Raw genomic sequence first — 25,118 nt, 5'->3', positions numbered from 1 at the left:
CGGCCCTACCCCGGCCCGGGCTTCGCCGCGCCGTCATGCCCGGGCAACGTCGTGACCCCGGCGGGGGCGACCCGTCCTGCCCCCGCCGACGTCCGAGGCATGGGCCCGGCTCAGGAACCGGCGGCGCGTGCCGTGCAGCCGACGGTCACCGCAGGGGCCCCCGCGGTGGCGGGGGCGGTGGCGACGAAGCCGAAGGCGGCGCTCGCTCCCGCGGCCAGGGTGCCGTTCCACGCCGCGTTGGAGACCGAGGCGGTGCCGTCCGCCGCCGTGCCGAGGCCGCCGTTCCAGACCTGGGTGATCCGCGCCCCGCCGGACGGGGCGAGGGTGACGGTCCAGCCGGAGACGGGGGAGGAGGACGTGTTGGTCACCGTCACCTCGCCCTGGTACCCGCCCTGCCAGGTGGAGACGGCCCGGAAGGTCGCGGTGCAACCGGAGCCACCGCTGCCCGGGTCGCCCGGGTCTCCCGGCACTCCCGCGTCGAGGACGGCGGTCAGGGCCGGGTACCAGCGGGCGGCGATCTTCCGGTCACCCGACGCGTTGGGGTGCACTCCGTCGTAGGTGTCGGCAGCCGTGCTGAAGCCCGTCCACTGGTCGACGACGGTGACCGGGGAGCGCTCGGTGCTCGTCGACCGGGCCCAGCCCGGGATCCGCGCGTTGAGGTCGACGACGCGCTGGGCGCACGCGGCGCACGTGCCGGGGTTCATGGGGATGATCTGCGCGACGAGGATCCGCATGTCCGGATTGCCGGCCCGCATCTGCTCCACGAGCTTGGTGTACGCGGCGAGGATGCGGTCCGGGGAGATGTTGCTCCACACGTCGTTCGTGCCGAAGTGCATGACGACGACATCGGGCAGGGTGGCCCTCAGGCGCGCCGGCAGCAGGTTCTGGTCGGCCACGTTGGTCACCAGTTCGCCGCCGTGCCCCTCGTTGTCGCCGTCGTACTCCTGGCCGCAGCCCTGGGGGCCGAGCGTGCCGACGAAATCGACGTCGGTGTAGCCGGCCGTCCGCAGCTGGTTCCAGAGCACCGCTCGCCAGCAGCCCGGGGAGCCCGTGATGGAGTCGCCCAACGGCATGACGCGCACCGGGTCCGCCGCCTTCGCCGCCGGCGCGGCCGCGGCGTGCGGGGCGAGTCCTGCGAGGGACAGGAGCAGGGAGGCCAGGAGGCCGAGGAGCGGGAGGAGCGGCAGGCGTAAGCCAGGGGTGCGCATGGGAGGTCCTTCCGTCGGACTGGGAGCGCTCCCATCCCATGTAGCCATCGTTGTCGTATGCGCGTCAAGGGTGTCGTGTGGGGGCGTGGGGGCGTGGGGACGAGGAGGTCGCGGGTGGGCGGGGCGGCGCCGTCACTCCTCGGTCTGTGCCGGACGGCGCTCGCGGCCTCCGGGGTGCCTGTGCCGCCAGATCCAGAAGACCGCGCACGACAAGAGGGCCCATCCGCCCAGCACGAGGAACGGGAACGCGTGCTGGTGTCCCTGGAAGTACACCGCCGTGTGCTGCGCGTTGACCGACGCGCCGGGCGGCAGCCACTTGCCGATCGTGCCCAGCGGGGAGGGCAGCAGCGGCCAGGACACCGCCCCGCCGGAGGAGGGGTTGCCCAGCAGGACCATCAGCCCCCACGTCGGCAGGATCGCCCAGCGTCCGACCAGGGTGTTGAACATGGTGAACACCATGCCGCCGGTGAACAGGGTGAGCGTGAGGATGAACCACGACTCCACGAACGGCAGGTCGAGCGCGCCGAGCAGCCAGTCCACGGTCGCCGCGATGGCGAAACCGCCGAGCAGCGCGTAGGCGAGGGTGAACAGGATGCGTTCGAGGGGTGTGAGGGCCCGTGCGTGCACGCTCAGCTGGATCGCCCCGAGGAAGCCGATGATCACGGCGGCCAGCGAGATGTAGAAGATCGCCAGGCCGCGCGGGTCGCCCTCCTGGAGCGGATTGAGGTCCCGGACGGTGACCTTGACGCCGGTCCGCGCCCCCACGGCCGGCGCCGTGCCGGCCAGCACCTCGGCGACGGACGCGCCGGAGGCGCCGGAGAGGTCCAGGATCGCGGTCCCCCCGCCGTCGCGGACGTCGAAGATCGCGAAGACCTTCTGGTCGTCCATGGCCTGGCGGGCCTCGGTGACGCTGTCGTACGCGTGCAGCTTCACGGACGCGTTCAGCGCCTCCTCCAGGCCGCCCAGGAAGGCCTGCCCGCGGGCCTGTTCGTACGAGCCGACGACGGCGGTGGGGATCGAGCGAGGCGTCGGGTCGGCCATCGAGTAGGTGTACGAACCGGCGAAGAGGCCGGCCGAGGCCGCCAGGATGAACGCCAGCACGGTGGCCGGCCACAGCGGCGACTGCCGGAACTCGGTCCACCGCTGGCGACGGCGCGAGGGCTGGGCGTGGGCACCATGGGACATGTCGGCCATGACCAGGACCCTTCCACAAAAGGGGCGAAACGGCATCGAAGGCGTCGCTCCCGGGAGGGTGCCCCACCCGCCCGGAGTGCGGACGGCGCTCCGTGGGCCGTACCGGACCGGGGCCGCGCGTAAGGTTGCGCCGGAAGCGCCTGCCCGGAACAGCCGGTCGCCGGCGCGGGACGGGAGGGCCGGCACCGCGCACGCGTTCCGGCCGTCGACGGCGGCCGGCAGCCGGTCCTCGGCGCCCGGCCCGGCCCCGGGGACGGCACAGGGGGCCGGAGGGACCGACGTGGAGGGGGCCGACGTGGCCGGGAGACACCGGTGGCTGCTCCGGGGCATGCTGACCCTGGCCGTCCTGCTGCTGCTCGGCCCGTCCGCGCCCGGAGGCGATCTCTTCGCCCGGCCGCTGCCCGCCGACGCCGCCCGTGCCGTGGTGCCCCACCGGGTCATGACGTGGAACCTCTGCAACCCCTGCGGCGCACCGGACGTCGACCGGGCGCGGGAGATCGCCCTGTACGCCCCGCAGGTCGTGGGGCTGCAGGAGGCGTGCGTGAGCGACGTCGAGAGGATCCGCGACTACCTGCGGCGTTACTACGGTCTGGTCTACCACGCCGCCTACGGGCCGGTCCTGCACCACCGCGGGCGGTGCGGGGGAACGCCGTGGAACCCGGGCGGCTTCGGCCAGGCCGTCCTGTCGGCGGCGCCGATGACGGACCGGGTGGCCGTGGAGTACCCGGAGGGCGGATCGGAGGACCGCGGGTACCTGGCGGTCACCACGACGGTGGACGGCCGGTCCGTCCGGGTCCTCACCACCCACCTCGCCCAACGGCGCCAGAAGAGCGTCCGCGCGCGACAGGCCGACGTCCTCGCCGCCGAGATCGCCAGATACGACCGCGCCGTCGTGCTCGGCGACTTCAACGCCCGTCCCGCCGCCCCCGAACTGGCCCCCGTGTGGTCCGTGGCCGCCGACGCGGACTCCCGCTGCCGGCCGTCGTCGCTCGCCGGCTGTCCGACGACGACGGACTGGCTCGCCAGGTTCGACTACGTCTTCCTGCGGGGCGTCACCGCGCTCGGCCAGCGGGTGCAGCCCACTGCCCACTCGGACCACGACCTGCTGTACGCGGACCTCGACCTGTCCCACTGAGCGACCCGTCCGAGCGGACGGATGCGGCAACCAGGGCCACCGGCCGAAGCGCCAAGTCGCCTCAGCGATAGATGAGTTGGGGCCGCCTTACCACCGCCCGGCGTCGACCGGCCCCGGGCGGCAGCTGCCGCGGCGCGGCCCGCCGTACCCCACGCCGCCCTTCCGCCGCCAGGTGAAGCACATCACCGTGCGTCCGCGTTGGCGTGCACCCGCTCGGCCGGTAGTTTCCAGCGATCAATGGGAAGGACGTTGTACGACTTCCCTCGAACGCAGATACCCCTCGCACCCTCCTCCGACGATCCTCTGACGAGAGATACCGGTCATGTCTGCCCAAGAACCCACGCACAACCCTCCGCAGCGCATCGGCGTGGTGGCCGAGTCCGCCCCCGGCGAGACCCGCGTCGCGGCGACCCCCGCGACGGTGCGGCAACTGCTGAAGCTCGGCTACGAGGTCGTGGTCGAACCCGGGGCCGGTGAGCTGTCCGGCTTCACCGACCAGGCGTACGCCGAAGCGGGCGCCGGGACGGGCGAGGCCTGGGACGCCGACGTCGTCCTCAAGGTCAACGCCCCCTCGGAGGCGGAGATCGCCCGGCTGAGAGCGGGCGCCACCCTGGTGGGCCTGCTCGCCCCGGCGCAGAAGCCCGAACTGCTGCGGACGCTGTCCGACGCCGGGGTGACGGCCCTCGCCCTCGACGCGGTGCCGCGCATCTCCCGCGCCCAGTCGATGGACGTGCTCTCCTCCATGGCGAACATCGCGGGATACCGCGCGGTCGTGGAGGCCGCGCACACCTTCGGACGCTTCTTCACCGGCCAGGTCACCGCGGCGGGCAAGGTGCCGCCGGCGAAGGTGCTGGTCGCCGGTGCGGGCGTGGCCGGACTCGCGGCCATCGGGGCGGCCTCCAGCCTCGGCGCGATCGTGCGGGCCACCGACCCGCGCCCGGAGGTCGCCGACCAGGTGAAGTCCCTGGGCGGCGAGTACCTTCCGGTGCACGTGGAGCAGGAGGCGAGCACCGACGGCTACGCCAAGGCCACCTCGGCCGACTACGACCGCGCCGCCGCCGAGCTCTACCACCAGCAGGCCGCCGACGTCGACATCGTGATCACCACCGCGCTGATCCCGGGGCGTCCAGCGCCGCGCCTGCTGACGGCCGAGGACGTCGCCGTCATGAAACCGGGCAGCGTCGTCGTCGACATGGCGGCCGCCCAGGGCGGCAACGTCGAGGGCACCGTGCCGGGACGCACGGTGGTCACCGGGAACGGCGTCACCCTCATCGGCTACACCGACCTCGCCTCCCGGCTCCCGGCGCAGGCCTCGCAGCTGTTCGGCACCAACCTGCTCAACCTGGTCAAGCTGCTCACGCCCGGCAAGGACGGCCGGCTGGCGATCGACTTCGACGACGTCGTGCAGCGGGCCGTCACCGTGGTCCGCGACGGCGACGTCACCTGGCCGCCCCCGCCCGTCGCGGTGTCGGCCGCGCCCGCCGCACAGCCCGAGAGCGCCCCCGCCGAGGCGGCGCCGAAGAAGCCGCGGACGACACCCGCCGTCCGCTTCGGCCTGATCGGCCTGGGGCTGCTGGCGATGTTCCTGCTGGTGGCCTTCGCCCCCGCCCAGCTGGCGCAGAACTTCACGGTGTTCACGCTCGCCGTGGTGATCGGGTACTACGTCATCGGCAAGGTGCACCACGCGCTGCACACACCGCTGATGTCGGTGACCAACGCCATCTCCGGAATCATCGTGGTCGGCGCCCTGCTCCAGCTCGGCCACGAGAGCCGGATCGTCACCGTCCTGTCCTTCACGGCGATCCTGCTGACGAGCATCAATGTCTTCGGTGGATTCGCCGTCACCCGCCGCATGCTGTCCATGTTCTCGAAAGGCTGAGCCGAGATGACTTCCCTGACGGCATCCCACGCGGCGGACCTGGTCGCCGCCCTGTTGTTCATCCTCAGCCTCGCCGGCCTCTCCCAGCACCGCACGTCCCGGGCCGGCGTCGCGTACGGCATCGCGGGCATGGCGCTCGCACTCGCCGCCACGGTCGTGGTGGCGGCGAGAGCCGGCACGGCGGGCACGGTCGGGCTGATCGCGCTGGCCATGGCACTCGGCGCGGTACTCGGCCTGTGGCAGGCGCGGCGCGTCGAGATGACGCAGATGCCCGAACTGATCGCGGTGCTGCACAGCTTCGTCGGCCTGGCCGCCGTGTTCGTCGGCTGGAACAGCTACCTCGAGGCCGAGTCGAACGACGAGGCCCGCCGGGCCCTGACGGACGCCGGTCTGCTGGGCATCCATCACGCCGAGGTGTTCATCGGCATCTTCATCGGCGCGGTCACCTTCACCGGCTCGATCGTCGCCTACCTGAAGCTCTCGGCGCGGATCAAGTCCCGCCCGCTGATGCTTCCGGGCAAGAACGCGCTGAACCTCGGCGCGCTGGGCGCCTTCGTGGTGCTGACGGTCTGGTTCGTCATCTCCCCGAGCCTGCCGCTGATGATCGTCGTCACCGTGCTGGCGCTGGCCCTCGGCTGGCACCTCGTCGCCTCGATCGGCGGCGGCGACATGCCCGTCGTCGTCTCCATGCTGAACAGCTACTCGGGCTGGGCCGCGGCGGCGGCCGGCTTCCTGCTCGACAACAACCTGCTCATCGTCACCGGCGCGCTGGTCGGCTCCTCCGGCGCCTACCTGTCCTTCATCATGTGCAAGGCCATGAACCGGTCCTTCCTCTCGGTGATCGCCGGCGGCTTCGGCATCGAGGCGCCGGCCGGCGGTTCCGAGGAACAGGGCGAGCACCGCGAGGTGCGCGCCGCCGAGGTGGCCGAGACGCTGGCCCAGGCCCGCTCGGTGGTGATCACCCCCGGCTACGGCATGGCCGTCGCCCAGGCGCAGCACCCGGTCGCCGAGCTGACCCGGCGCCTGCGGGAGCGCGGCGTCGAGGTCCGCTTCGGCGTCCACCCCGTCGCCGGACGCCTGCCCGGGCACATGAACGTGCTGCTGGCGGAGGCCAAGGTGCCCTACGACATCGTCCTCGAGATGGACGAGATCAACGACGACTTCGCCGCCACCTCGGTGGTGCTGGTCATCGGCGCCAACGACACCGTCAACCCGGCGGCGGAGGAGGACCCGTCAAGCCCCATCGCCGGCATGCCGGTGCTGCGGGTCTGGGAGGCGGAGCAGGTGGTCGTCTTCAAGCGGTCCATGGCCTCCGGCTACGCGGGCGTGCAGAACCCGCTCTTCTTCCGCGAGAACAGCGGCATGCTCTTCGGCGACGCCAAGCAGAGCGTGGAGGAGATCCTGCGCGCGCTCGGCCCCGACGGCCCCGACCGGGCCGCCGGCGGCCGCGCGGCGGGAACCGACGGGGGGCTGGCGGTGGTGCGATAGGGCCTGTCCGGCGGATCTTGCCGTTCTTGCTGCCGGGTGCCCTTGTCACCTCCCCGCGACCCAGGTGCATGATCCGCCGGACAGGGCCTGGGCGCGCGCACCGGCCACGCGGGCCCGTGCGCCAGGCGCGCGCACCGGCCACGCGGGTCCTCCGCGGGTGACAGCGGCGGAGGACCCGGAGGGGCTCTGGAGCCACCGGCCCCGCGGGGCCGGTGGCCCGCCGCCGGACAGGGGCGTCAGGTCACCAACCCGGTGCGGTAGGCGTGGACCACCGCCTGGACGCGGTCGCGCAGCTGGAGCTTGGTCAGGATGCGCGACACGAAGGTCTTGACGGTCTCGGGGCTGATCACCAGGGCCTCGGCGATCTCACTGTTGGACAGGCCGTTCGCGACCAGGCGCAGCACCTCCAGTTCGCGGGGGGTCAGCGGCGTCTTCGGCGGGGTGCCTCCGGCCGGCCGGATCCGGGCCGCGTACCTGCCCACGAGTTGGCGGGTCACCTCGGGGTCCAGCAGTGCCGCGCCCGAGGCCACGGTCCGTATGCCGTGCAGCAGCTGGGCGGGCGGTGCGTCCTTCAGGAGGAACCCGCTCGCCCCCGCGCGCAGGGCCTCGTACACGTACTCGTCCAGGTTGAACGTGGTCACCACGAGCACCTTGACGGGATGCTGCACCTGGTCGCCGGCGAGCAGACGGGTGGCCTCGATGCCGTCGAGCAGCGGCATGCGGATGTCCATCACCACCACGTCCGGCCGGAGCCGGCCGGCCAGCTCGACCGCGGCCCGCCCGTCCCCGCACTCCCCGGCCACCTCCAGGTCGGGCTGGGCGTCGACGATCGTCACCAGGCCGGTGCGGACCAGCACCTGGTCGTCGCAGATCAGGACCCGGATCGGCGCGGTCACGACGGGCTCCCGGCGGGTATGCGCGCCAGCACGGTGAAACCGCCGTCCGTTCGCGGGCCCGCGCTGAAGTCGCCGCCCAGCACGTCGACCCGCCGGCGCAGACCGTCCAAACCGCGCCCGCTCCCACCGGGTGACGCGGTGGGCGAGCCGGTCCCCTCCGTGCTGACCTCCACGGTGATCTCCCTCGCCGCGTAGCGCACCCGGACGCGGGTGCGGCTGCCGTGCGCGTACTTGAGGGCGTTCGTCAGGGCCTCCTGCACCACGCGGTAGGCCACCAGGCCGGCGCTGCCGGTCGAGGTGGCCGATGCGCCCTCCTCGGTGAACTCCACCGGCTGCCCCGCCTCACGCGTCTGCTCCACCAGTGTGCGGAGCTCGCCGACGGTCGGTGTCCTGTCCCCCGGGGCACCGCCGCCGGCGTCGTGGCCGGGGTCGAGCAGGTCGAGCAGGTGCCGCAGGTCGGTGATGGCCCGCCGGCCGGTGTCACTGACGGCGGCGAGGGTCTCGTCGAGGCGCTCGGGCGCGGCGGTCAGATACCGTGCCGCCTCGCACTGCACCACCATCGCCGTCACGTGGTGGGTCACGACGTCGTGCAACTCGCGCGCGATGCGGGCGCGTTCGGCGGCGAGCGTGTCCTCGGCGACGCGGCGGCGGCGCTCGGCCTCCGCGGCCCGTGTCGAGCGCAGCCACACGCCGGCGCCGCAGGCGAGGACCAGCGTGAGGTAGAACAGCACGTATCCCTCCGCCGCCTCGTCACCGCCGAGCCGGTGGAGGGTGAGCGAGAGCAGCACGTACGCGGTGGAGAGGGTCAGCGCGGTGGAGCGCCGGTGCCGTTCCAGGTGAGACCCCGCGCTCAGCAGGGCGATCGGCAGCGCCGTACCGGCGACCAGGTGGTAGCCGCGGAGCTGGTCGAGGGCGAAGCCCAGCGACACCAGGGCCAGGCACACGGCCGGGGCCCTTCGGCGCACGGTGAGCGAGAGGCCCTGGAGGGCCGCCGCCACCACGGCCCAGACGTCGAAGGCACGGGGCGGCATGCCGCCGAGCTGCGTCCCCAGGTTGTACAGGGCCGGAACGAACGACGCTCCGAAGACCAGCAGCGCGAGCGGCAGATCCCGGACCGTGACGCTCGACCTCCGCCACAGTTCCGGGATCCGCCGACGATTCGTCACCGGGAGAGTGTAGCGACGGCCGCCACCCGCTCCGTGCGCCCGCGGCGGGGCACCAGGCGGCCACGGCGGCGGGCCACCAGGAGGAACACGACCGCCGTCAGCGCACAGAACAGCAGCGCGTACGGGCTCCCCTCCGGACCGAACGCGCCACCGGTGACGAACGCCGGACCCGACGTCACGGACTCCAGCAGACCGTGCGTGGAACCGTTGCCGGAGACCTCGGTGCTGAAGAGGCCCGAGGCCGCGAAGTTCCAGCCGAAGTGCACGCCGATCGGCACCCACAGCCTGCGGGTGGCGACGTACGCGGCGGTCAGCATGCCGCCGGCCTCCACCGCGATGGCGAGGGCGCCGTACAGGTCCGCGTCCGGGTTGGCCAGGTGGAACGCGCCGAACAGCACACCGGACAGCGCCATCGCCGTCCAGGTGCCCATGCGCTCCTCCAGCACCCGGAACAGCACGCCGCGGAAGAGGAGTTCCTCCGTCACCGCGGCCGCCGCCATGAGGCCGAGAAGGCCCGCGGCCCCCGACAACGAACCCCGGCCGGTGACCTCGTAGTAGCCGAGGAAGGCGATGTTCGCGATGACCGCCCCGAACAGCCCGAGCCCGAGCAGCGTTCCCAGGCCGAGCCCGGCTGCCGCTCCCTTCCTCCCCACCTCCGTCACGGCCCGGTGCTCGGTCCGCCGCACCACCCATCGGTACACGAGCAGCGCGAGCACGGACGTCGTGACGCCGAGAACGAGGGTGAGCCACGGGCTGCCCTCCTGCACCGCGGCGACCGTCCGCCCGCCGATCGCGGTGACCACCGCGACGGCCACCAGCTGCCGAACCAGTCTCATGTCGTCTTCCTTCTCCGGTCACGCCCGCGCTCCGGCGACCGTGGCCTCGGCGGTCCGCGGCAGGGGCGCCGCGGCATGCCCCCGACGCTACGAAGCCGGCGGTACCCCCGTCGTCACCCGGCGGTGGACACCTCCGCGTAGCTCGCACGGGGGACAGGCCGCGGCCTGGACACCCGCGGGAGCCGGCGGCGGGCGCGCGCCTGCGGCAGCCGGGCGGCTCGGGCGCCTGCGGGAGCCCAGTGGTCGGGGCGCCCGCGGGAGCCGGGCGCGCGGTGACGCCGGGCGCGGCCGGCGGCGGTGCTCCCTTCGGGGCGGAACCGTCGGACCCGCCCGCGTGGCGTCGCCTTCCCCGGACCGGGCGCGCGACCATGTGCGGGCCCAGCCCCGTCCCCCACCGAGGCGATGCCATGCCCGACCGCGCCGACGACGTCCCCCGCGAGGGCGGAGCGCCCGGAGAAGCACCGCGGCGCCGCATGCCCGAGCAGTGGCTGTTCAGCGGGACGTACGGACTGGTGCTCGCCAGCGCCATGATCTCCGCACTGGACGGGACGGGCGAGACGGCCGATCCCGGTTCGGACGCGTTCTGGGTGGTGCTCACCGCGGTCGCGTCGGCCGCCGCCCACGGGTACGCGCACGTCATCGCCCATCGCGCGTACGCCCACGGGGGACCGGGCACGACCAGGCGGCGGGCGGTGGCCGCCGAGTGGCCGTTGGTCGTGGCCGTGCTGCCCACGGTGGTCCTGCTCCTGGCCGCGCTGGCGGGGTGGTGGGCCGAGGCCACGGCGGTGGACGTGGCCCTGCTGTTCAACACCGTCGCCCTGTTCGGCGTCGGGGTCTCGGCCGCGCGCTCCGCCGGCCGTCGCTGGCCGCCCTCGTTGCGGGCCGGGGGGATGGACATGCTGATCGGCCTGCTGATCATCGCCGTGAACGCCCTGATCCACTAGATGATCGATCACGCGCCACCACCGGGCCTCGGAGCTGGAACCGCGCATTGCTCGCATCGTCCGGTTACGCGGTCGAGCGCCTGCGGGCCAGCTCCCTTGCCTCCTCGGGCAGCGCGTCGGCGACCAGGAGCCGCGGCAGCAGGTCCGGCTCGAGTGTCATCGCGCGGAAGACGAGGGCGACGGTCACCGCGTGGTCGGGCCGGTGCACGATCTCGACCGGGTCCGAGGCCCGGATGTCTCCCGGCTCGATCACGCGCAGATAGGCCCCCGGAACCGCGGCCTGGGTGAACCGCTTGATCCAGCCCTCTCGCTCCAGCCAACCCTGGAACGTCGCACAGGGGATCCTGGCGCACGACACCTCCAGGACGACGTCCCGTCCGATGCGCCAACGCTCGCCTATCAAGGCGCCGTTGACATCGAGGCCGAGAGTCGTGAGGTTCTCCCCGAAGACGCCGTCGGCAAGCGGCCGCCCCAGCTCGGCCTCCCACCCGTCGAGATCCTCACGGGCGTAGGCGTAGACGGCCTGATCGGAACCGCCGTGGTGCTTCACGTCGTGGACGCGGTCGCCCGCGAGGCCGACCTCGCCGGTTCCCTTGGGGCCGGGGGCGACGACGGCGACCGGGCCGTCGACCGGCCGCTTGTCGATGCCTGTCGCGCCGAGGCCCTTCCAGGGGTTGGGCCGGGGCTTGCCGACATTGACGGAGAGCAGCTGCATGCGCGCGAGGGTACGGACCTCCGCACGCCGGGGCGACCCATTTCCCCGCCGTCCCTCGGCCTCGATCACCGGGCCGGGTGACGCCGCGGGTGGTGAGCGCCGCCGTCCCCACCCCGGGGGCGAGGTGAGGACGGCGGCCGGAGCGGGCTCAGCAGTACAGGTTGCCGCCCGGGTCGACGCCGAGGATCTGCGCGAAGCGCTGGTAGGTGCTGACCCGGCTCTGCACCTGGGCCGGGTTCCTGCCGTCGCACTCCAGCGAGCCGTTGATGGAGCGGATGGTCTGGCCGAACCCGGCGCCGTTGACCATGGCGTTGTGCGGCGTCATGGTGCCCGGGCCGGTCTGGGTGTTCCAGTACCACAGGCCCGTCTTCCAGGCGACGGCGGCGTCCCGCTCCACGAGCCAGGGGTCGTTCAGCAGGTTGATGCCGAGTGCGTCGCCGGCCGCCTTGTAGTTGAAGTTCCAGCTCAGCTGGATGGGGCCGCGGCCGTAGTAGGCGGCCTGGCCCGCAGGACAGCCGTACCACTGGCTGGTGTCGCAGTAGTGCGGGTAGTTGGCGGTGTTCTGCTCGACGACGTGGACCAGGCCCCCGGTCTCGTGACTCACGTTGGCCAGGAACGCGGCGGCCTCGCGCTTCTTGGTGACGTCGTCCCCGGTGGTGGCGAAGCCCGGGAAGGCGCTGAGCGCGGCGGTCAGGCCGCTGTACGTGTAGAAGGAACTGCGGTTCGGGAACATCTGGTTGAACTGCGTCTGGCTGACCACGAACGTGCCCACCGGCGTGCCCGAGCCGCTGTCGCAGGCGTAGGGGTCCCAGTACCAGGTGCTGATGGTCGGGTCGTAGCCGGGGTTGGCGTGCTCGGCGATGTAGGCCTTGCCGTCCGTGTAGCGCACGATGGCGCCGGCGGCGTAGGACTTCCCGGCGACCCAGTTGGGATAGCTCGAGCAGGCGGCCGCGGAGGCCTCGGCCGCCGGCAGGAGCACGGGCGTGGCGGCAGCCAGGGCGAGGGTGGCGACGGCGGCGGACAGACGGCGTTTCGACACGAGGGCAACTCCCTGCGGAAGGGGCCGTACCGCCGTGACGACCGGGGCGGACCGCGTACCGGCGCACGCGTCCGGGCCGGCCGTTGTGTGGGGGACGGCCGTGGTGGGGGGTGTGGAGCCCACACTCAACCGCATTGGTCTGTACCAGTCAAGATGCTCGGTGCGTCAACTCCGCGCGACGGCGCGGCACTTGTCACGGCCCTGCGTAATCCGTCACGTAGGTGGCGATCATCTCCCGCAGTGCGTCGGCACGGTGGCGGTCCTCGCGCTGGGTGCGCAGGGCGTCGTCGGCGGCCCGGAGGCGGGCGAGGGCAGCCGGCTCGCCGTCCACCAGGTCGTCGACCAGGGCGGGGACGGTGATCAGGTCGAGGCACTCCGAGAACAGGCGGCGGGTGGCGGGGGAGGGCGGTACGAAAGAGGGAGCCGCGTATCCCGCGGTCACGTGGCGGACCGGGTCGGTCAGGCTCCAGCCGACGACGCCACCGTGCTGGACGAGGAGGGCCACGTCCGGGGCGATGCCGATGCGGGCGTCCAACGGGTCGTCGAGGACGGCGAGGTCGCGCAGGCAGGTCAGCACGGTGTCACCGGGGGCGCGGCAGAGCACCGTGCACATGGGGTGGCGGAAGTCCCGGACTTCCTCGGCCCGGAGCCCGCCCCGGCGGACTCCGGGGGCGAGGGGGACGCGGGCGGCCTGCGCGGCCGGGACCGTCACCTGCGGCAGCTGGAACTCGGCACCCGCCAGGTCCCCGGTGTCCGCGGCGAAGCGGAGGACGTCCGGGTCGTCCCACAGGTGTGCCTCGCTGCCGAAGGTGCCGGTGAGGAACCGGACGTGCTCACCGCGGTCCCTCCAAGGGCCGAGGGCGAGGGAGTCGCCGGTGAAGCGGGGCGTGGCGCGCAACGGCTCGTCCGTCACCGTCGCGTGCCAGTCGTCACCGAAGGTCAGTCGCATGTGCGCCCGGCTTCACTCGGCGCCTGCCGGCCCGTGCGCCGGTTCGGGCGGGCGTGGCGGATCACCGTGCGTAGTCCTCCATCAGCTCGCCGACGAACGCCAGGAGGGCATCGGCGCGGTGCCGGTCCTCGTCCAGACTCCGCAGGGCGTTGTCCAGTTCCCCGAGCCGGTCGAGGGCCGCCGGTACCCGGTCCCTGACCGCGTCGAGCAGCGGAGTGGTGATCAGGTCCAAGCACTCGGTGAGCAGCCGGCGAACGGCGGGCGAGGGCGGAGCGGGATCGGGGGCGGTGAACGCGGTGGTCAGGTACCGGGCGGGGTCGGTGAGGCTCCAGCCGACGATCGTGCCGTGCTGCACCAGGAGAGCCAGATCGGGGGCGATCCCGATACGGCCCTCCAACGGTTCGTCGAGCACGTCGAGGTCGCGCAGGCAGGTGAGCGAGGTGTCCTCGGGGTCACGGAGGAACTCCGTGGTCACCTCGAGGCGGAAGTCACGGACCTCGTCCGCGCGCAGCCCGCCTGCCCTGACCGGTGGCGCGGAGGGCAGGCGGGCGTCGTCGCCGGGATCGACGAGCATCCCGGGGATCTGGAATTCGGCGCCCACCAGCTGCCGGCTGACCCGGTCGAACCGCAGCTCGTCAGGGGTATCCCACAACCAGCCGTCGCTGCCGAAGGTGTCCGCGAGGAACCGCTGTCGCTCCTGGACGCTCGCGTACGCGGCGACGCGGACGTGGAACTCGCGGAAGTCGAAACGCGGGAGGACGGTCAGCGGGTCGCCCGCGACCGTCGCCGTCCACCCGTCGACGGTGATCTTCATCCAGGTCGTCACCTCAGCGATTGCACACGCTCCGTCAGGCTCATGATCCGGCCGGTTCCGCCACGCCCGCATCACGGGCGTGGCGCAGGCGCCGTCCACCGACAGGACTGGCTGCGCCTTTGGTGAACACCTCGACGGTCACCGGGTCTCAAAGCAGACCCGTGGCCGCGGAGCGGAACGCCTCCACGTCCGGCCGCAGGTACGGAGACAGCTCCGGCAGGATGCGGATGGTCTCGTCGAGGTGGCGGGCCAGCTCCGGCCGGTCCCGCCACACCTCGGCCTTGCGGGTGACGACCGCGGTCAGCAGGTCGTCGTCGAGCCAGACGACGTCCGCGTCCTGGGCCGCGGCCGTACGAAGGTGGTCCAGGGCCAGCGGCAGCAGCCAGCGAAGCCCGACGTCCTGCCCGATCAGCCGGCCCATGTCCTCCGTGGACAGTGCGCCCAAGGGCCTCTTCCGCAACGTGTGCACCGAACGAACGAGAGAGGTGCTGTCCGAGGGCGGATCCGGCCAGCGGACGCCCTCCAGTTCTTCGATCGAGCGCGCCTTGTCCACGGTGTCGGACAACATCTCCCCAGCCCTTCGGGACGCTCAACGATGCCCGATGGAATGCAGGAAGCCGTTGAGCCGATCCAACTCGGTGATCACTTGTTTGCGCTTGTCGATCAGCACGTCCAGACCTCGCTCGGTCATCGACTCGGCGGGATTTTCCATTTCACGCTCAAGCGCCCGCCGGATGTTATCAAGACCGTTGCGCGCCTGCGTCAGGTCCTGGATGTGGTCGAACGGGGTTCCATCTGCCTTTCTCGCAACGACCTCCCCGTTGGCCTCCCTTCTCGCCGCGTCGTAGTGATTGTGGTTGGGCTGCGAGTTGATGGATCCGACCGGGTCACGTCGAATGTTCTCGAACTTTTCGATCGCTCGCTGGGCACTCTCGCTCAGGCCCAGCTCGCGACAGGACAGCGGAGACAGGCCCAGCGGGTCGATCCAGCGAAGAGGATTCTTCACATAAGTCAGGGGATTGGGTCCCGGACCGAGCCCCAGGGGGTCGGGGGTGAGATAGCGACCCACCTCCGGTTCGTAGTACCGGAAGAGGTTGTAGTGCAGCCCCGACTCCGGATCGAAGTACTGGCCCGGGAACCGGAGCGGCGTGTAGGTGGAGCCGTTCGCCGACCAGGCGGTGGTACCCCACAGGCTGCTGCGGGTGCGCCAAGCGATCCGCCCCTGTTCGTCCACCAGCTCGCTGGGGGCGCCGACGATGTCGGTGACCATCGCGAAGAAGCGCCTGTCGATCTCACGCTGCGAACCGGCGGCCACCCTGCGCTCCGTCTGGGCGACGGGCTGACTGCCGTGGTGGTCCCACGTCAGGACGACAGGATGCGGCAGTTGCGGAGAGGTGGCCTGCTGCTCGCACAGCGTCAGGCCGTCCCAGACGAAAGTGATCTGCTCCACCACGGACTCACCGTCGGACGCCAGGAGTTGCTTGGCGGTGCGGCGACCCAGAGGATCGTAGGTGTAACGCCAGCGGCTGCCGTCCGGCGTCGTCAGCGACGTGAGCCGGTTCTCGGCATCCCAGACGTAGCGCCAGTTGTCGGGTTTGCGGGACAGGCGGGTCCGACGACGTAGCGTGACACGTCCGAGGCCGTCGTGCTCGTAATGGACCGACCCGGCCCGGGTGATGCGGGTGCCCGTGTACTCACGCGGGCCGGTGGCCTCCTGGCCGGGATGGGAGGCCGGCCAGGAGGCAGCCGCCTGATTGCCGGCCTCGTCGTAGGCGTACTTCTCGTCCCAGCCCTCCGCACTCACTCGCGTCACACGGCCGGCGACATCGAGATCGAAGGTGCGAGCACCTGCCAATCGGTCGTGCACCGCCGTGAGATGCCCGTCGGGGCGGTAGGAGTAGGCCCGGCTGTTGAGGATGCGCCCGGAGACGGTGACGTGCTGGCCGCGCAGCCTGCCGACCTCGTCCCAGACGGAGCTGACCGTCAGGGCCGCACCGAAGGCACGCTCGACCTCACGCCCCGCCAGGTCGTGGCTGAAGGCGATGTCGTGGGCGCCCGCGGTCAGCCGCACCGGCCGCCCCGCTGCGTCATAGCGGTACGTGGTCACCTGCCCGGAGGGTGTGACACGTCGGGTCCGCCGGCCCGCTGCGTCGTAGCTGTGGTCGACGGCACGTCCGTCCACCACCTCGGTCCTCAGCAGTCCACGACGGTCGTAACGGCGTATCAGTTCGCTGTCGGGAGCGGCGGCGCGGATCAGTCGGCCGGCCCGGTCGTACTCGTACCGAGTGACCCGTCCCGAGACGGTTTTGGCGCTCATCTGCCCCATCACGTCGTAGGAGTACTCGACGGTGTTGCCGAGCGCGTCCGTACGGGCGATGAGTTGCCCTGCCGCATCGTGGCGACGCGTGACGGTGCGACCGTCGAAGTCCGTCTCGGAGACGAGTCTTCCCGCCGCGTCGTACTCGTACGTCCAACGCCGCCCCATGGGGTCGGCGACCTGGACGAGGCGCAGGATGCCGTCGTGGGTGAACTCGTGACGCGTGCCGTCCGGGTGGGTGCGGGCAGCGAGCAGGTCGAAGTGCGTGTACTCGAAGCGGGTCACCGCTCCCACCTGGTCGGTGTGCGTGAGCCGGTTGCCCTCGCCGTCGTAGGTCCAGGACTCCACGGAGCCGTCCGGTGCCACGCGACGCGCCAGTTCGCCGTTCGGCGTCCATTCCAGCAGGGTGACGGCGCCCACCGGATCGGTGATGCGCACCACGCGCCCCATGGCGTCCCGTTCCATCACCGTGCGGGCACCCATGGGGTCGGTCACCTGGACGGGTAGCCCCGCGTCGTTGCACCTCACCTCGGTCACGGCGCCGAGTTCGTCCGTCAGTGTCGTGGGCCGGCCCTGCGCGTCGTACTCGTAGCGCACCGTGTAACCCGCCGGGTCGGCGACCTCGAGCAGGTTGCCCCGGGCGTCGTACGTCTGAAGCCAGTGGGCGCCGTCCGGGCCGCGCACCTCCGTGGGCATCCCCGACCGGTCGAGCACCAGCCGCACTTCCGAACCGTCCGGATAAAGGACACCCGTCGTGCGCCCCTGCTCGTCGTGGGTGTAGGCGGTGGTGCGGCCCAGCGGGTCGGTGAGCGTCCGCAGGCTGCCCTGCCCGTCGCGGACGTAGCGGGTCGTACGGCCCAGCGGGTCGGTGGTCGCGACGACCTGGCAGCGGCTGTCGATCAGGTGGCGGGTCGCGTGACCCTCCGCGGTGGTCAGAGTGGTGGTGCGGTCACCGGTGTCCGGATCGGGCTGGGAGTAGGCCAGACTCAGCCGGAAGTGGCCCGCTTCACCGCCCGCCGAGACGACGCGGTCCTGGTCGTCGTAGGTGTAGTCGTAGCGGCTGTTGTTGGAGTCGATCCAGGCGGTCACCCGGCGGCGGTCGTCGTAGAGGAAGGTGGTGGTGGCGCCGGAGGGCTTGGTGACGGCGGTGAGATTGCCGTCCTGGTCGTAGCCGTAGGACATCAGCGGTAGGTCGGCGCCGCCCTCTCCGGCACCGGCGAGGGTGAGGGCGGTGATGCGGCCGTCCGCCAGGGCGAGCTTGATGTGGTAACCGCCGGAGTGGACGAGGCCGAGGGGAAGGCCGTCGTCGGTGCGGTCGACGGTGACGGTGTGGCCGTTGCGGTCGGTGAGGGACGCAAGCCAGGCGGTGCCGTCCTCGCCGGGCTCGGCATCGTGCGGGGCGGTGAAGCGGCGGACCAGGCCGGTGTCGGGGTCGGTGAGCGTGTAGTCGCCGTCGCCGTGACGTTCCAGCAGGGTGCGGGCGGTGCCCGACTCCGGGCGGGTGGGGGAGCCGGGGATCGGGTGCGGGTAGGTGATCAGCAGGCCGTCGGCAGTGACGTGGACGACGCCGATCGCGTCGATCTGCAGGTGTTCGTCGACGGTGGAGGTCCAGGAGGGGCCGAGGAAGCGGCCGGTGGCGTTGCCGGACTCGGTGCGGCGGGTGAAGACCAGGGGCAGGATGCCGGGGAGTTCGACGTCGGTCTGCGGGAGGAACATCCGGCCCGAGGCGAGGTCGACGGGGTCGGTGCCGTCGGTGGTGCGTGCGTGGTCGGGGCGGTTGTGGGTGCCGTCGGGGGCATCGTCGAGCAGCTTGCGCAGCCGGGCGGCCTTCGCCGCGTCCGCGGCGAGCCGGGCGCCCTTGACTCCGGCGCCCGCGCCGCCGGTCGCCGCGGTGAGCGCCAGGTCGGGTATGAGCCGGCCGAAGCCCTCCGCGGGGTCTTTCATGAAGTCGCTGATCATCTGCTTGCCGGTGCCGACGGGGTCGTTGGCGGCCAGGACCAGGCCTGCGGCGAGGTTGTTGAGGTTGGTCGTGTACTCGGCCGGGTGGGTGATGTTGTACGGGTCGAGCGGGTTGATGCCGCGCACGAAGTTCACCAGCCCGGCGGTGCCCTTGATGATGCCGCCGCCGACGTGGTCGCCCATGATCTGCATCTCCTGCAGACCACTGAGCGCCTGCTCCGCGTAGGACGGCTTCTCCGGCGCGGTGTCCCGGGCCGCGCGCACCGCCGAACGCGCTGTCTCGGCGGCGGTGTTCCGCTGTTTGCGGGCGTCGGCGAGGATGTCCTGCGCGTCCTGCATCAGCTTCTTGCCCGGATCCGTGAACGTCGGCGACGGGCGCGGCGGCAGGCCGCCGGCCGGATACTTCTCCGGGTCGGCGTTGTGACGGTCGACGGCCGCGTTGAAGTCGTCGATCTTCTTGCGGTGCGCGTCCGCCGCTTCTTCGGAGGCTTTGACGCCTTCCTTCCATTTGTCGATCGCCGTCTGCGCCTGCCCCTGGGCCCAGGTGACGGTGCCGGCGAACGCCTCGAGCGCGGCGGCGGCCTTCTCGCAGGCGTCCGCGCCGGTGAACCACTTCGGCGGCTGCGTGCTCACCGCCTTGCGCAGCGCCTCGGCGGCCTCGCCCTTCAGCTTGGAGGAGTCCAGGCCGCGCAGGCCCTCACCGGCGTTGTCGAACGCGGTCTGGAAGCCGCGGAGTTTCTCGGCGGTGGAGCGGATCTTGTCGGCGCTGCCGTAGATGAGCTTGGTCTTGTCCTCGGTCTGTCCGAGGTCCATCTCGTCGACCTCGGCGCCCATCCGGTTGGCCACCGAACGCGACTGCTCACGCACCCAGTCCGCGCCGGACTCCCAGCCGACGTCGTCGAGCCGGTCGGCGGTCCAGTTCCCCGCGTCCTCGACCTTGTTGCCGACCCACTCGACGCCGTCCTCGACGACGTCCTCGACCGAGTCCGGCGTGATGTCGCTGATGATGTCGCCGATACCCATGCTCAGTTCCCCCCGTGCTCACCGCTCTGTTGCTGCTGCTGGGCGCGTTCCTCCGGCGACGGCCCGAACGTGTCGTCCAGAGCCTGGTTCCACTGGTCGTCGCTGATGCCGAGCGCCTGGTTGAGCATGTCCGCCTGACGCCCGCCCTGACCCTCGGTCATCACCGTGCGACCGGTGTCCTTCCAGGTCTGCTCGATGTCCTCGCCCGCCTGCTGGAACGATTCAGGGCTCCAGTCCGGGTCCAGGTAGTCGGGCTTGAAGACCTCGCCCCAGTCCTGCTGGGCGATCTCCTCCTCACTGGCGTGCGGGTTGCCGCCCGCCAGCGCGTTCACGCCCACCTTGAGGGTGCCCTCGACGTACTGGTCGTGCTCCCACTGGGTGCCGGCGGCCAGGCCGAGGCGGTTGGCGATCGCGCTCGCATCGCTCACCAGGGCCCGCACGCCCCACTCCCACCGCTCGCAGAAGTCCTCGAAGTCGACGGACAGGCCGTGATGACCCGCCTCCATGCCGGTCATCGCCAGCGAGGAGAAGCCCTTGCCCATCACCGAACCGGTGGCCCCGCCCAGATCCCCGAGCTGGTCGATGGTCGCGCCCACACCCTGCGTGAACTTGGCCACCGACGCCTTGTCGAAGTTGAGGTCCATCCCGTCACCGCCCACGACCGGCCTCCTCCACCTCGACGTCCACCGCAGCAGCGTCCGGGACGATCCCGGTCACCGGCGGGAAGAACATCGACCCGTCCTCCGTCGCGATGTCCACCGCGAGACCTGCCGGCTCACCCAGAGACGGCACGATCTCATCCACGATCCGCGCACCCAGCAACGCCGCATACTCCAACGGGCGCTCACCCAACCCGCGTTCCCGCCCGAACCGGGCCAGCGCCTCCTCGTCGGTGAACGCGCAGATCCACCGAACGCCACCTGAGTGTGCGGACCACAGGCCGCCACCGCCGTCGGACGGCACGAGAAGAACCGACCGCCGCATCTCACCGACCAACGCCCGCGGATCCCCGACTCCCGCTCTGCGCTCCGCGATGCGCTCGGCGAGCGCCGTCCTCGCCTGCTCCACGGTCCTTGCCCTCCCGCGTCCTGGGTCACTTCCTGCACCGTAGAACAGGACGCACGTTCGGGAGAGACGGTTCGTGGTTGTGAGCCATGTCGCTGACGGGGAGATTACGCACGCGCCCTTCCAGGTGGACGGTCCGGTCGTGCCCGCGGACGTCACCGTCCAAGCAGGCCTGCGACCGCGGAGCGGAACGCGTCCACCTCCCGCCGCAGGGACGGAACCGGCTCCGGGAGCAGGCGGAGGGTCTCGTCGAGGTGGCGGGCCCACTCCGGCTCGTCCTGCCACAGCTCGCCCCCGCGCGTGAGGACAGCGAACAGGAGGTCGTCGTCGAGCCAGAGCTGCCCCGGCTCACGGGGAGCCATCGCGCGAAGGTGGTCCAGGGCCCGCGGCAGGAGATGGCGCAGCCCGACGCCCTGGGCGATCAGGCGGCCCATGTCCTCCGTCGACAGCGCGCGCAAGGGCCGCTTCCGCAAGGTGTGCACGGCGTGGACCAGAGAGGTGGAGCCTGACGGCGGATCCGGCCAGCGGTCGCCTTCCAGCTCCTCGAGGGAGCGCGCCGTGTCCACGCCGTCGGACAAGTTCTCACCCATGCCCAGTACCTTCCCACGGTGTCGTTCCGGGCGCCGGATGCCCCACGTCCCGGCGCCGTGAGTCAGGACGCACCACCGGAGGGGACGGTTCGCGGCACGGATGGGTTCTCGGCCACGGAACGGGACCGGCCGGACGTCCTCCGAACGGCCCCAAGTGCCATGGCCGACCGCTTGACCAGCCCGGACCGGGGTAGCGAAGGGGCATGGCCACCGACGCGACCCAGACATCCGAGAGCGGTTGGACGCAGCCCGAGATCGACGTCCCGGCACTGACCGAGGTGCTCGACGGCGGGTACTCCGAGATCCGCGACCTCGTCCGCACCAACCTGGTGAGGTACGCCTCTGTCCTGGAGGAGGCCGACGCACTCGGCGTCGACGCCTTCCGTGAGCGCGTGCGCGAGCTGGTGGTCGAGATGGCCGCCACCGGCCAGACCGGCATGGGCTTCCCCCGCGAGTACGGCGGAGGCGGCGACGTCGGCGCCTCCATCGCGGCGTTCGAGACGCTCGCCTTCGGCGACCTGTCCGTGCTGGTGAAGGTCGGCGTGCAGTTCGGGCTGTTCGGTGGTGCGATCCTGCACCTGGGCACCGAGCGGCACCACGAGAGGTACCTGCCCGACCTCGTCAGCGGGCGGCTGATGGGCTGCTTCGCGATGACGGAGACGGGGCACGGATCCAACGTCCAGGCACTCGGCACCGTCGCCAGGTACGACCCGGACGCCGAGGAGTTCGTCATCACCACCCCCGGTGACGAGGCGCGCAAGGACTACATCGGCAACGCGGCCCGCCACGGCGAACTGGCGGTCGTCTTCGCCCAGCTCGAGGTCGGCGGCCGGTTCGAGGGCGTGCACGCGTTCGTCGTGCCGATCCGGGTCGGCGGCGAGCCCGCGCCCGGCGTCTCCATCGAGGACGACGGCCGCAAGATGGGCCTCAACGGCGTGGACAACGGCCGCATCAGGTTCGACGGCGTCCGGGTGCCGCGTGAGGCGCTGCTCAACCGGTTCGCCGACGTCACGCCCGAGGGTGTCTACGAGAGCTCGATCGAGAACCCCCACCGGCGCTTCTTCACCATGCTCGGCACCCTCGTGCAGGGCCGGGTCAGCGTCGCCGGCGCGGGGATCAACGTGGCCAAGGTCGCCCTCGCGATCGCCGTCAAGTACTCCGTACGGCGGCGGCAGTTCGAGGCGGAGTCGGACACGCAGGAGCAGCTGCTCCTCGACTACGGGCTGCACCAGCGTCGTCTGCTGCCGCTGGTCGCGCGGACGTACGCGCTGCACTTCGCGCAGGACGTCCTGCGGAAGCAGCTGCACGACGTGTTCTCCGGCATCGAGGACGACCCGCAGGCGCGGCGCCTGCTGGAGGCGCGGGCCGCCGGCACCAAGGCGCTCGGCACCTGGCACGCCACCCGGGTCGTCCAGGAGTGCCGCGAGGCGTGCGGCGGCGCCGGGTACCTCTCGGTCAACCGGTTCGCCGCCCTGAAGGCCGACAGCGACATCTTCACCACCTTCGAGGGCGACAACCACGTCCTGCTGCAGCTGGTGGCCAAGGGCCTGCTCACCCACTACGCCAGCGAGTTCGAGGACCTGGACCAGCTCGGCATGGTCCGCTACGTGGCCGGTTTCGCGGTGGAGACGGTGATCGAGAAGACGTCGGCCCACAAGCTGCTCGAACGGGTCCGCGACCTGGTGCCCGGGGGCGACGACTGGGACCGGGAGGCCGGCCTGCTGGACCCGGAGTACCAGCTCGCCATGCTCCGCTTCCGCGAGGAACACATGCTCGCGGGCCTGGCCCGCCGGCTGAAGCGGGGGATCGCCCAGAAGCGCAACGCCGGCGTCGTCTTCTCGCGGGTGCAGGACCACGTCATCGCCGTCGCCCGCGCGCACGTCGAGCGGCTGGTGCTGGAGGCGTTCGTCGACAAGGTCAAGGCGCTGCCGGAGGGCGGCAACAAGACCGCGCTGAACCTGCTGTGCGACCTGTTCGCCCTGTCGACGATAGAGGGGGACCGGGCCTGGTTCATGGAGCACGGCCGGCTGACGGTCCAGCGGTCCAAGGCCATCAGCCGGGAGGTGAACGCCCTGTGCCGCAAGGTCCGGCCGCTCGCGGTCGACCTCGTCGACGCGTGGGGCGTCCCGCCCGAGATGCTGCGCGCGCCCGATCTGGTGGGGTGAGGGCGGCGCCGGAGTGCCGCCGCCGGTCGACCAGCGGTGACGCTCGGTCAACTGCGTTGTGCGCGGCGTGAGTTGCGCGCGGCGCCGTAGGGGCCTGTCGGAGATGTCGGTACACTCGCCGCACTGCTCCGGCAGGCCCTGGCGTCGAGCGGAAGAGGACCGGTGGACGAGCATCATTCGTCGGGAGAATCGACCCTGCGGGCGAACGGCGCGGCGGGGGAGCCCTGGACGGACGCTGCCCGGCAGGCGCCCGACGACGCGTACGTCGTGTCTGCCCCCTGGCACGGGGACGGCGGGTGGGACACCGCCGACCCGTACGCCGCGCACGACGGGTACGACGGGTACGCCGCCCAGTACTACGCCGAGACCGAGGGCCGGTCCTCCGGCCAGGACACCGGCGCGTACGACACGGGGGCGTTCGCCGTCGGAGCGTACGACACGGGCGCGTACGACACCGGGGCACACGGGACCGGAACGTTCGCGGCGACGGGGGCGTACGACACAGGTGCGTACGACACCGGCCGGTACGACAGCGGTACGTTCGGCACGGACGCCTACGACACGGGCTCGCTCGGTACCGGTTCCGTCCTCGTGGGCTCGTTCGACACGGGTGCTGTAGACACGGGACCGTTCGGTACCGGTTCCGTGGAGGCGGGCTCGTTCGACACGGGTTCCTGGGACACCGGTGCGCTGGACACCCGGTCCTGGGACACCCAATCCTGGGACACCGGTTCCGCGAGCACCGGGTCGTGGGACACCGGCTCGTGGGAGACCGGGGCGCCCGACGCCGCCGTCCCGGACACGGACGACTCCTCCACCGCTACCGTTCCCGCGCAGCGGACCGGGGACCACGACTCCCCGGACGCGCCCGCCGCCTCACCCCTGACCGCGGCCCGCGCCGGGGCGTCCCGGCGTCGCCGCCGCGCACCGGTGCGCCGGACCGCGCTGCTGCGGGTGGCCGTCCCTTCGGCGTGCGTGGTGGGCGTGACCGCGGCCGCGGTGGCCGTCGTGTCCACGGACGAGTCCACCGACGCCTCGGCGGCGTCCGGGTCGGACCCCAGACCGGTGAAGCCGTCCTACGAGGACGACTTCGCCGCCCAGCTCGGCGGCATCACGGCCGCGGCCAACGACTTCGGGGACCGTGCCAGCCGCGAGCAGGAGCGAGTGGACCTCGCGGACCGCCGTGAGGCGGAGATGAAGAGGGCGGCGAAGGAGGCCGCCGAGAAGGAGCGGTTGCGGCCGAAGTTCGTCAGCCCGGTCAACCAGCGGGGGCTGAGCGCCTACTACGGGGCGGCGGGGGCCAGATGGGCCCGCAGCCACACCGGCATCGACTTCCCCGTCTCCTACGGCACCCCGGTGTTCTCGGTCACCGACGGGGTGGTGAGCCACAAGGTGAACGGCGCGCTCGGGAACATGGTGATCGTGACCGCCAAGGACGGCACGCAGACCTGGTACTGCCACCTCGCCAGCTACAAGCTGAGCCCCGGAGCGGTGGTCAAGGCCGGCGACACCATCGCATACTCCGGCGACTCGGGCAACTCCAGCGGTCCGCACCTCCACCTCGAGGTGCACCCGGGCGGCGGCGGAGCCGTCGACCCGCTGGCCTGGCTGATCAGCCACGGTGTGGACCCCGCCTGACCTCCCCGCCGAAGCCGGCACCGTCGCCGCGCGCAGACGCCGCACACCGACGCGAACCGGGCTGCCGCCCGCGCCCTCACCGGGGGCGGACGGCGGCC

At 72.0% G+C, this 25,118-nt stretch carries 20 protein-coding genes; 6 read left to right on the top strand and 14 right to left on the bottom strand.

Annotated elements, in window-relative coordinates:
• Window positions 1-110 precede the first annotated feature (110 nt).
• Together Sfr03f_RS29390 and Sfr03f_RS29385 are read right to left on the bottom strand one after the other, a co-directional pair.
• Window positions 111-1,208 carry a GDSL-type esterase/lipase family protein gene (locus Sfr03f_RS29390; RefSeq protein WP_108957263.1) on the bottom strand — a complete coding sequence of 366 codons (1,098 nt, stop codon included), beginning with the start codon at window positions 1,206-1,208 and terminating at the stop codon, window positions 111-113.
• A gap of 132 nt (window positions 1,209-1,340) precedes the next feature.
• Window positions 1,341-2,393, bottom strand: a complete 1,053-nt coding sequence (locus Sfr03f_RS29385; protein WP_108957290.1) for an ABC transporter permease — start codon at window positions 2,391-2,393, stop codon at window positions 1,341-1,343.
• 337 nt (window positions 2,394-2,730) lie between these two features.
• Between Sfr03f_RS29385 and Sfr03f_RS29380 the strand changes: the two genes are divergently transcribed.
• The 3 genes from Sfr03f_RS29380 (at window position 2,731) to pntB (ending at window position 6,904) form a co-directional block, all read left to right on the top strand.
• Window positions 2,731-3,537 carry an endonuclease/exonuclease/phosphatase family protein gene (locus Sfr03f_RS29380; protein ID WP_108957289.1) on the top strand — a complete coding sequence of 269 codons (807 nt, stop codon included), beginning with the start codon at window positions 2,731-2,733 and terminating at the stop codon, window positions 3,535-3,537.
• 322 nt (window positions 3,538-3,859) lie between these two features.
• Window positions 3,860-5,416 (top strand): Re/Si-specific NAD(P)(+) transhydrogenase subunit alpha, encoded by a 1,557-nt coding sequence (locus Sfr03f_RS29375; protein ID WP_108957262.1) that lies wholly within the window; start codon window positions 3,860-3,862, stop codon window positions 5,414-5,416.
• A gap of 6 nt (window positions 5,417-5,422) precedes the next feature.
• Complete coding sequence (gene pntB, locus Sfr03f_RS29370; protein WP_245967834.1) at window positions 5,423-6,904, top strand: Re/Si-specific NAD(P)(+) transhydrogenase subunit beta; 1,482 nt, start codon at window positions 5,423-5,425, stop codon at window positions 6,902-6,904.
• A gap of 236 nt (window positions 6,905-7,140) precedes the next feature.
• Here the strand turns inward: pntB and Sfr03f_RS29365 are convergent, their stop codons facing one another.
• From Sfr03f_RS29365 to Sfr03f_RS30735, 3 genes are read right to left on the bottom strand one after another with little or no spacing between them, the layout of a single operon-like run.
• The gene (locus tag Sfr03f_RS29365; RefSeq protein WP_108957261.1) at window positions 7,141-7,800 is read right to left on the bottom strand and encodes a response regulator; all 660 of its coding nucleotides are present in this window, start codon (window positions 7,798-7,800) and stop codon (window positions 7,141-7,143) included.
• Complete coding sequence (locus tag Sfr03f_RS30740) at window positions 7,797-8,966, bottom strand: sensor histidine kinase (protein WP_170145186.1); 1,170 nt, start codon at window positions 8,964-8,966, stop codon at window positions 7,797-7,799. The genes Sfr03f_RS29365 and Sfr03f_RS30740 overlap by 4 nt, the downstream gene beginning before the upstream one ends.
• Window positions 8,963-9,802 carry a CPBP family intramembrane glutamic endopeptidase gene (locus Sfr03f_RS30735; protein WP_170145185.1) on the bottom strand — a complete coding sequence of 280 codons (840 nt, stop codon included), beginning with the start codon at window positions 9,800-9,802 and terminating at the stop codon, window positions 8,963-8,965. The genes Sfr03f_RS30740 and Sfr03f_RS30735 overlap by 4 nt, the downstream gene beginning before the upstream one ends.
• Before the next feature lie 407 nt (window positions 9,803-10,209).
• Here Sfr03f_RS30735 and Sfr03f_RS29355 point away from each other — a divergent pair, with 407 nt between their 5' ends.
• Window positions 10,210-10,746 carry a hypothetical protein gene (locus Sfr03f_RS29355; protein ID WP_108957260.1) on the top strand — a complete coding sequence of 179 codons (537 nt, stop codon included), beginning with the start codon at window positions 10,210-10,212 and terminating at the stop codon, window positions 10,744-10,746.
• Between the two features lie 64 nt (window positions 10,747-10,810).
• Here Sfr03f_RS29355 and Sfr03f_RS29350 read toward each other — a convergent pair whose 3' ends face one another.
• The 9 genes from Sfr03f_RS29350 to Sfr03f_RS29310 form a co-directional block, all read right to left on the bottom strand.
• Window positions 10,811-11,461, bottom strand: coding sequence for an MOSC domain-containing protein (locus tag Sfr03f_RS29350; RefSeq protein WP_108957259.1), 651 nt, complete (start codon window positions 11,459-11,461; stop codon window positions 10,811-10,813).
• 148 nt (window positions 11,462-11,609) lie between these two features.
• Window positions 11,610-12,500, bottom strand: a complete 891-nt coding sequence (locus Sfr03f_RS29345; RefSeq protein WP_108957258.1) for a glycoside hydrolase family 19 protein — start codon at window positions 12,498-12,500, stop codon at window positions 11,610-11,612.
• Between the two features lie 193 nt (window positions 12,501-12,693).
• Window positions 12,694-13,449: a hypothetical protein gene (locus Sfr03f_RS29340; protein WP_108957257.1), complete on the bottom strand. Its 756-nt coding sequence runs from the start codon at window positions 13,447-13,449 to the stop codon at window positions 12,694-12,696.
• A gap of 61 nt (window positions 13,450-13,510) precedes the next feature.
• On the bottom strand, window positions 13,511-14,275 hold the full coding sequence (locus Sfr03f_RS29335) for a hypothetical protein (RefSeq protein ID WP_245967833.1): 765 nt from the start codon (window positions 14,273-14,275) through the stop codon (window positions 13,511-13,513).
• A gap of 136 nt (window positions 14,276-14,411) precedes the next feature.
• Window positions 14,412-14,831 carry a contact-dependent growth inhibition system immunity protein gene (locus Sfr03f_RS29330; RefSeq protein WP_108957255.1) on the bottom strand — a complete coding sequence of 140 codons (420 nt, stop codon included), beginning with the start codon at window positions 14,829-14,831 and terminating at the stop codon, window positions 14,412-14,414.
• 21 nt (window positions 14,832-14,852) lie between these two features.
• Window positions 14,853-19,562 (bottom strand): putative T7SS-secreted protein, encoded by a 4,710-nt coding sequence (locus Sfr03f_RS29325; RefSeq protein ID WP_108957254.1) that lies wholly within the window; start codon window positions 19,560-19,562, stop codon window positions 14,853-14,855.
• A gap of 2 nt (window positions 19,563-19,564) precedes the next feature.
• On the bottom strand, window positions 19,565-20,221 hold the full coding sequence (locus Sfr03f_RS29320; RefSeq protein ID WP_108957253.1) for a hypothetical protein: 657 nt from the start codon (window positions 20,219-20,221) through the stop codon (window positions 19,565-19,567).
• A complete protein-coding gene (locus Sfr03f_RS29315; RefSeq protein ID WP_108957252.1) occupies window positions 20,211-20,630 on the bottom strand; it encodes an SseB family protein in 420 nt (139 codons plus the stop codon). The genes Sfr03f_RS29320 and Sfr03f_RS29315 overlap by 11 nt, the downstream gene beginning before the upstream one ends.
• 152 nt (window positions 20,631-20,782) lie before the next feature.
• Window positions 20,783-21,217 (bottom strand): contact-dependent growth inhibition system immunity protein, encoded by a 435-nt coding sequence (locus Sfr03f_RS29310; protein ID WP_108957251.1) that lies wholly within the window; start codon window positions 21,215-21,217, stop codon window positions 20,783-20,785.
• A 203-nt stretch (window positions 21,218-21,420) separates the two neighbouring features.
• Here Sfr03f_RS29310 and Sfr03f_RS29305 point away from each other — a divergent pair, with 203 nt between their 5' ends.
• Both Sfr03f_RS29305 and Sfr03f_RS29300 read left to right on the top strand, forming a co-directional pair.
• Window positions 21,421-23,382, top strand: a complete 1,962-nt coding sequence (locus Sfr03f_RS29305; RefSeq protein WP_108957250.1) for an acyl-CoA dehydrogenase family protein — start codon at window positions 21,421-21,423, stop codon at window positions 23,380-23,382.
• A 162-nt stretch (window positions 23,383-23,544) separates the two neighbouring features.
• The gene (locus tag Sfr03f_RS29300; protein ID WP_108957249.1) at window positions 23,545-25,020 is read left to right on the top strand and encodes a M23 family metallopeptidase; all 1,476 of its coding nucleotides are present in this window, start codon (window positions 23,545-23,547) and stop codon (window positions 25,018-25,020) included.
• Window positions 25,021-25,118 lie beyond the last annotated feature (98 nt).

The organism is Streptomyces fragilis (assembly GCF_003112515.1).
Lineage (GTDB): Bacteria > Actinomycetota > Actinomycetes > Streptomycetales > Streptomycetaceae > Streptomyces > Streptomyces fragilis.
This window is presented reverse-complemented; position numbering and strand designations above follow the sequence as displayed.

Coding starts and splice junctions, on each gene's coding strand:
- Sfr03f_RS29390 (WP_108957263.1), bottom strand. CDS start 1,208: ATGCGCACCCCTGGCTTACGCCTGCCGCTCCTCCCGCTCCTCGGCCTC.
- Sfr03f_RS29385 (WP_108957290.1), bottom strand. CDS start 2,393: ATGTCCCATGGTGCCCACGCCCAGCCCTCGCGCCGTCGCCAGCGGTGG.
- Sfr03f_RS29380 (WP_108957289.1), top strand. CDS start 2,731: ATGCTGACCCTGGCCGTCCTGCTGCTGCTCGGCCCGTCCGCGCCCGGA.
- Sfr03f_RS29375 (WP_108957262.1), top strand. CDS start 3,860: ATGTCTGCCCAAGAACCCACGCACAACCCTCCGCAGCGCATCGGCGTG.
- pntB (WP_245967834.1), top strand. CDS start 5,423: ATGACTTCCCTGACGGCATCCCACGCGGCGGACCTGGTCGCCGCCCTG.
- Sfr03f_RS30735 (WP_170145185.1), bottom strand. CDS start 9,802: ATGAGACTGGTTCGGCAGCTGGTGGCCGTCGCGGTGGTCACCGCGATC.
- Sfr03f_RS29355 (WP_108957260.1), top strand. CDS start 10,210: ATGCCCGACCGCGCCGACGACGTCCCCCGCGAGGGCGGAGCGCCCGGA.
- Sfr03f_RS29350 (WP_108957259.1), bottom strand. CDS start 11,461: ATGCAGCTGCTCTCCGTCAATGTCGGCAAGCCCCGGCCCAACCCCTGG.
- Sfr03f_RS29340 (WP_108957257.1), bottom strand. CDS start 13,449: ATGCGACTGACCTTCGGTGACGACTGGCACGCGACGGTGACGGACGAG.
- Sfr03f_RS29330 (WP_108957255.1), bottom strand. CDS start 14,831: ATGTTGTCCGACACCGTGGACAAGGCGCGCTCGATCGAAGAACTGGAG.
- Sfr03f_RS29325 (WP_108957254.1), bottom strand. CDS start 19,562: ATGGGTATCGGCGACATCATCAGCGACATCACGCCGGACTCGGTCGAG.
- Sfr03f_RS29310 (WP_108957251.1), bottom strand. CDS start 21,217: ATGGGTGAGAACTTGTCCGACGGCGTGGACACGGCGCGCTCCCTCGAG.
- Sfr03f_RS29305 (WP_108957250.1), top strand. CDS start 21,421: ATGGCCACCGACGCGACCCAGACATCCGAGAGCGGTTGGACGCAGCCC.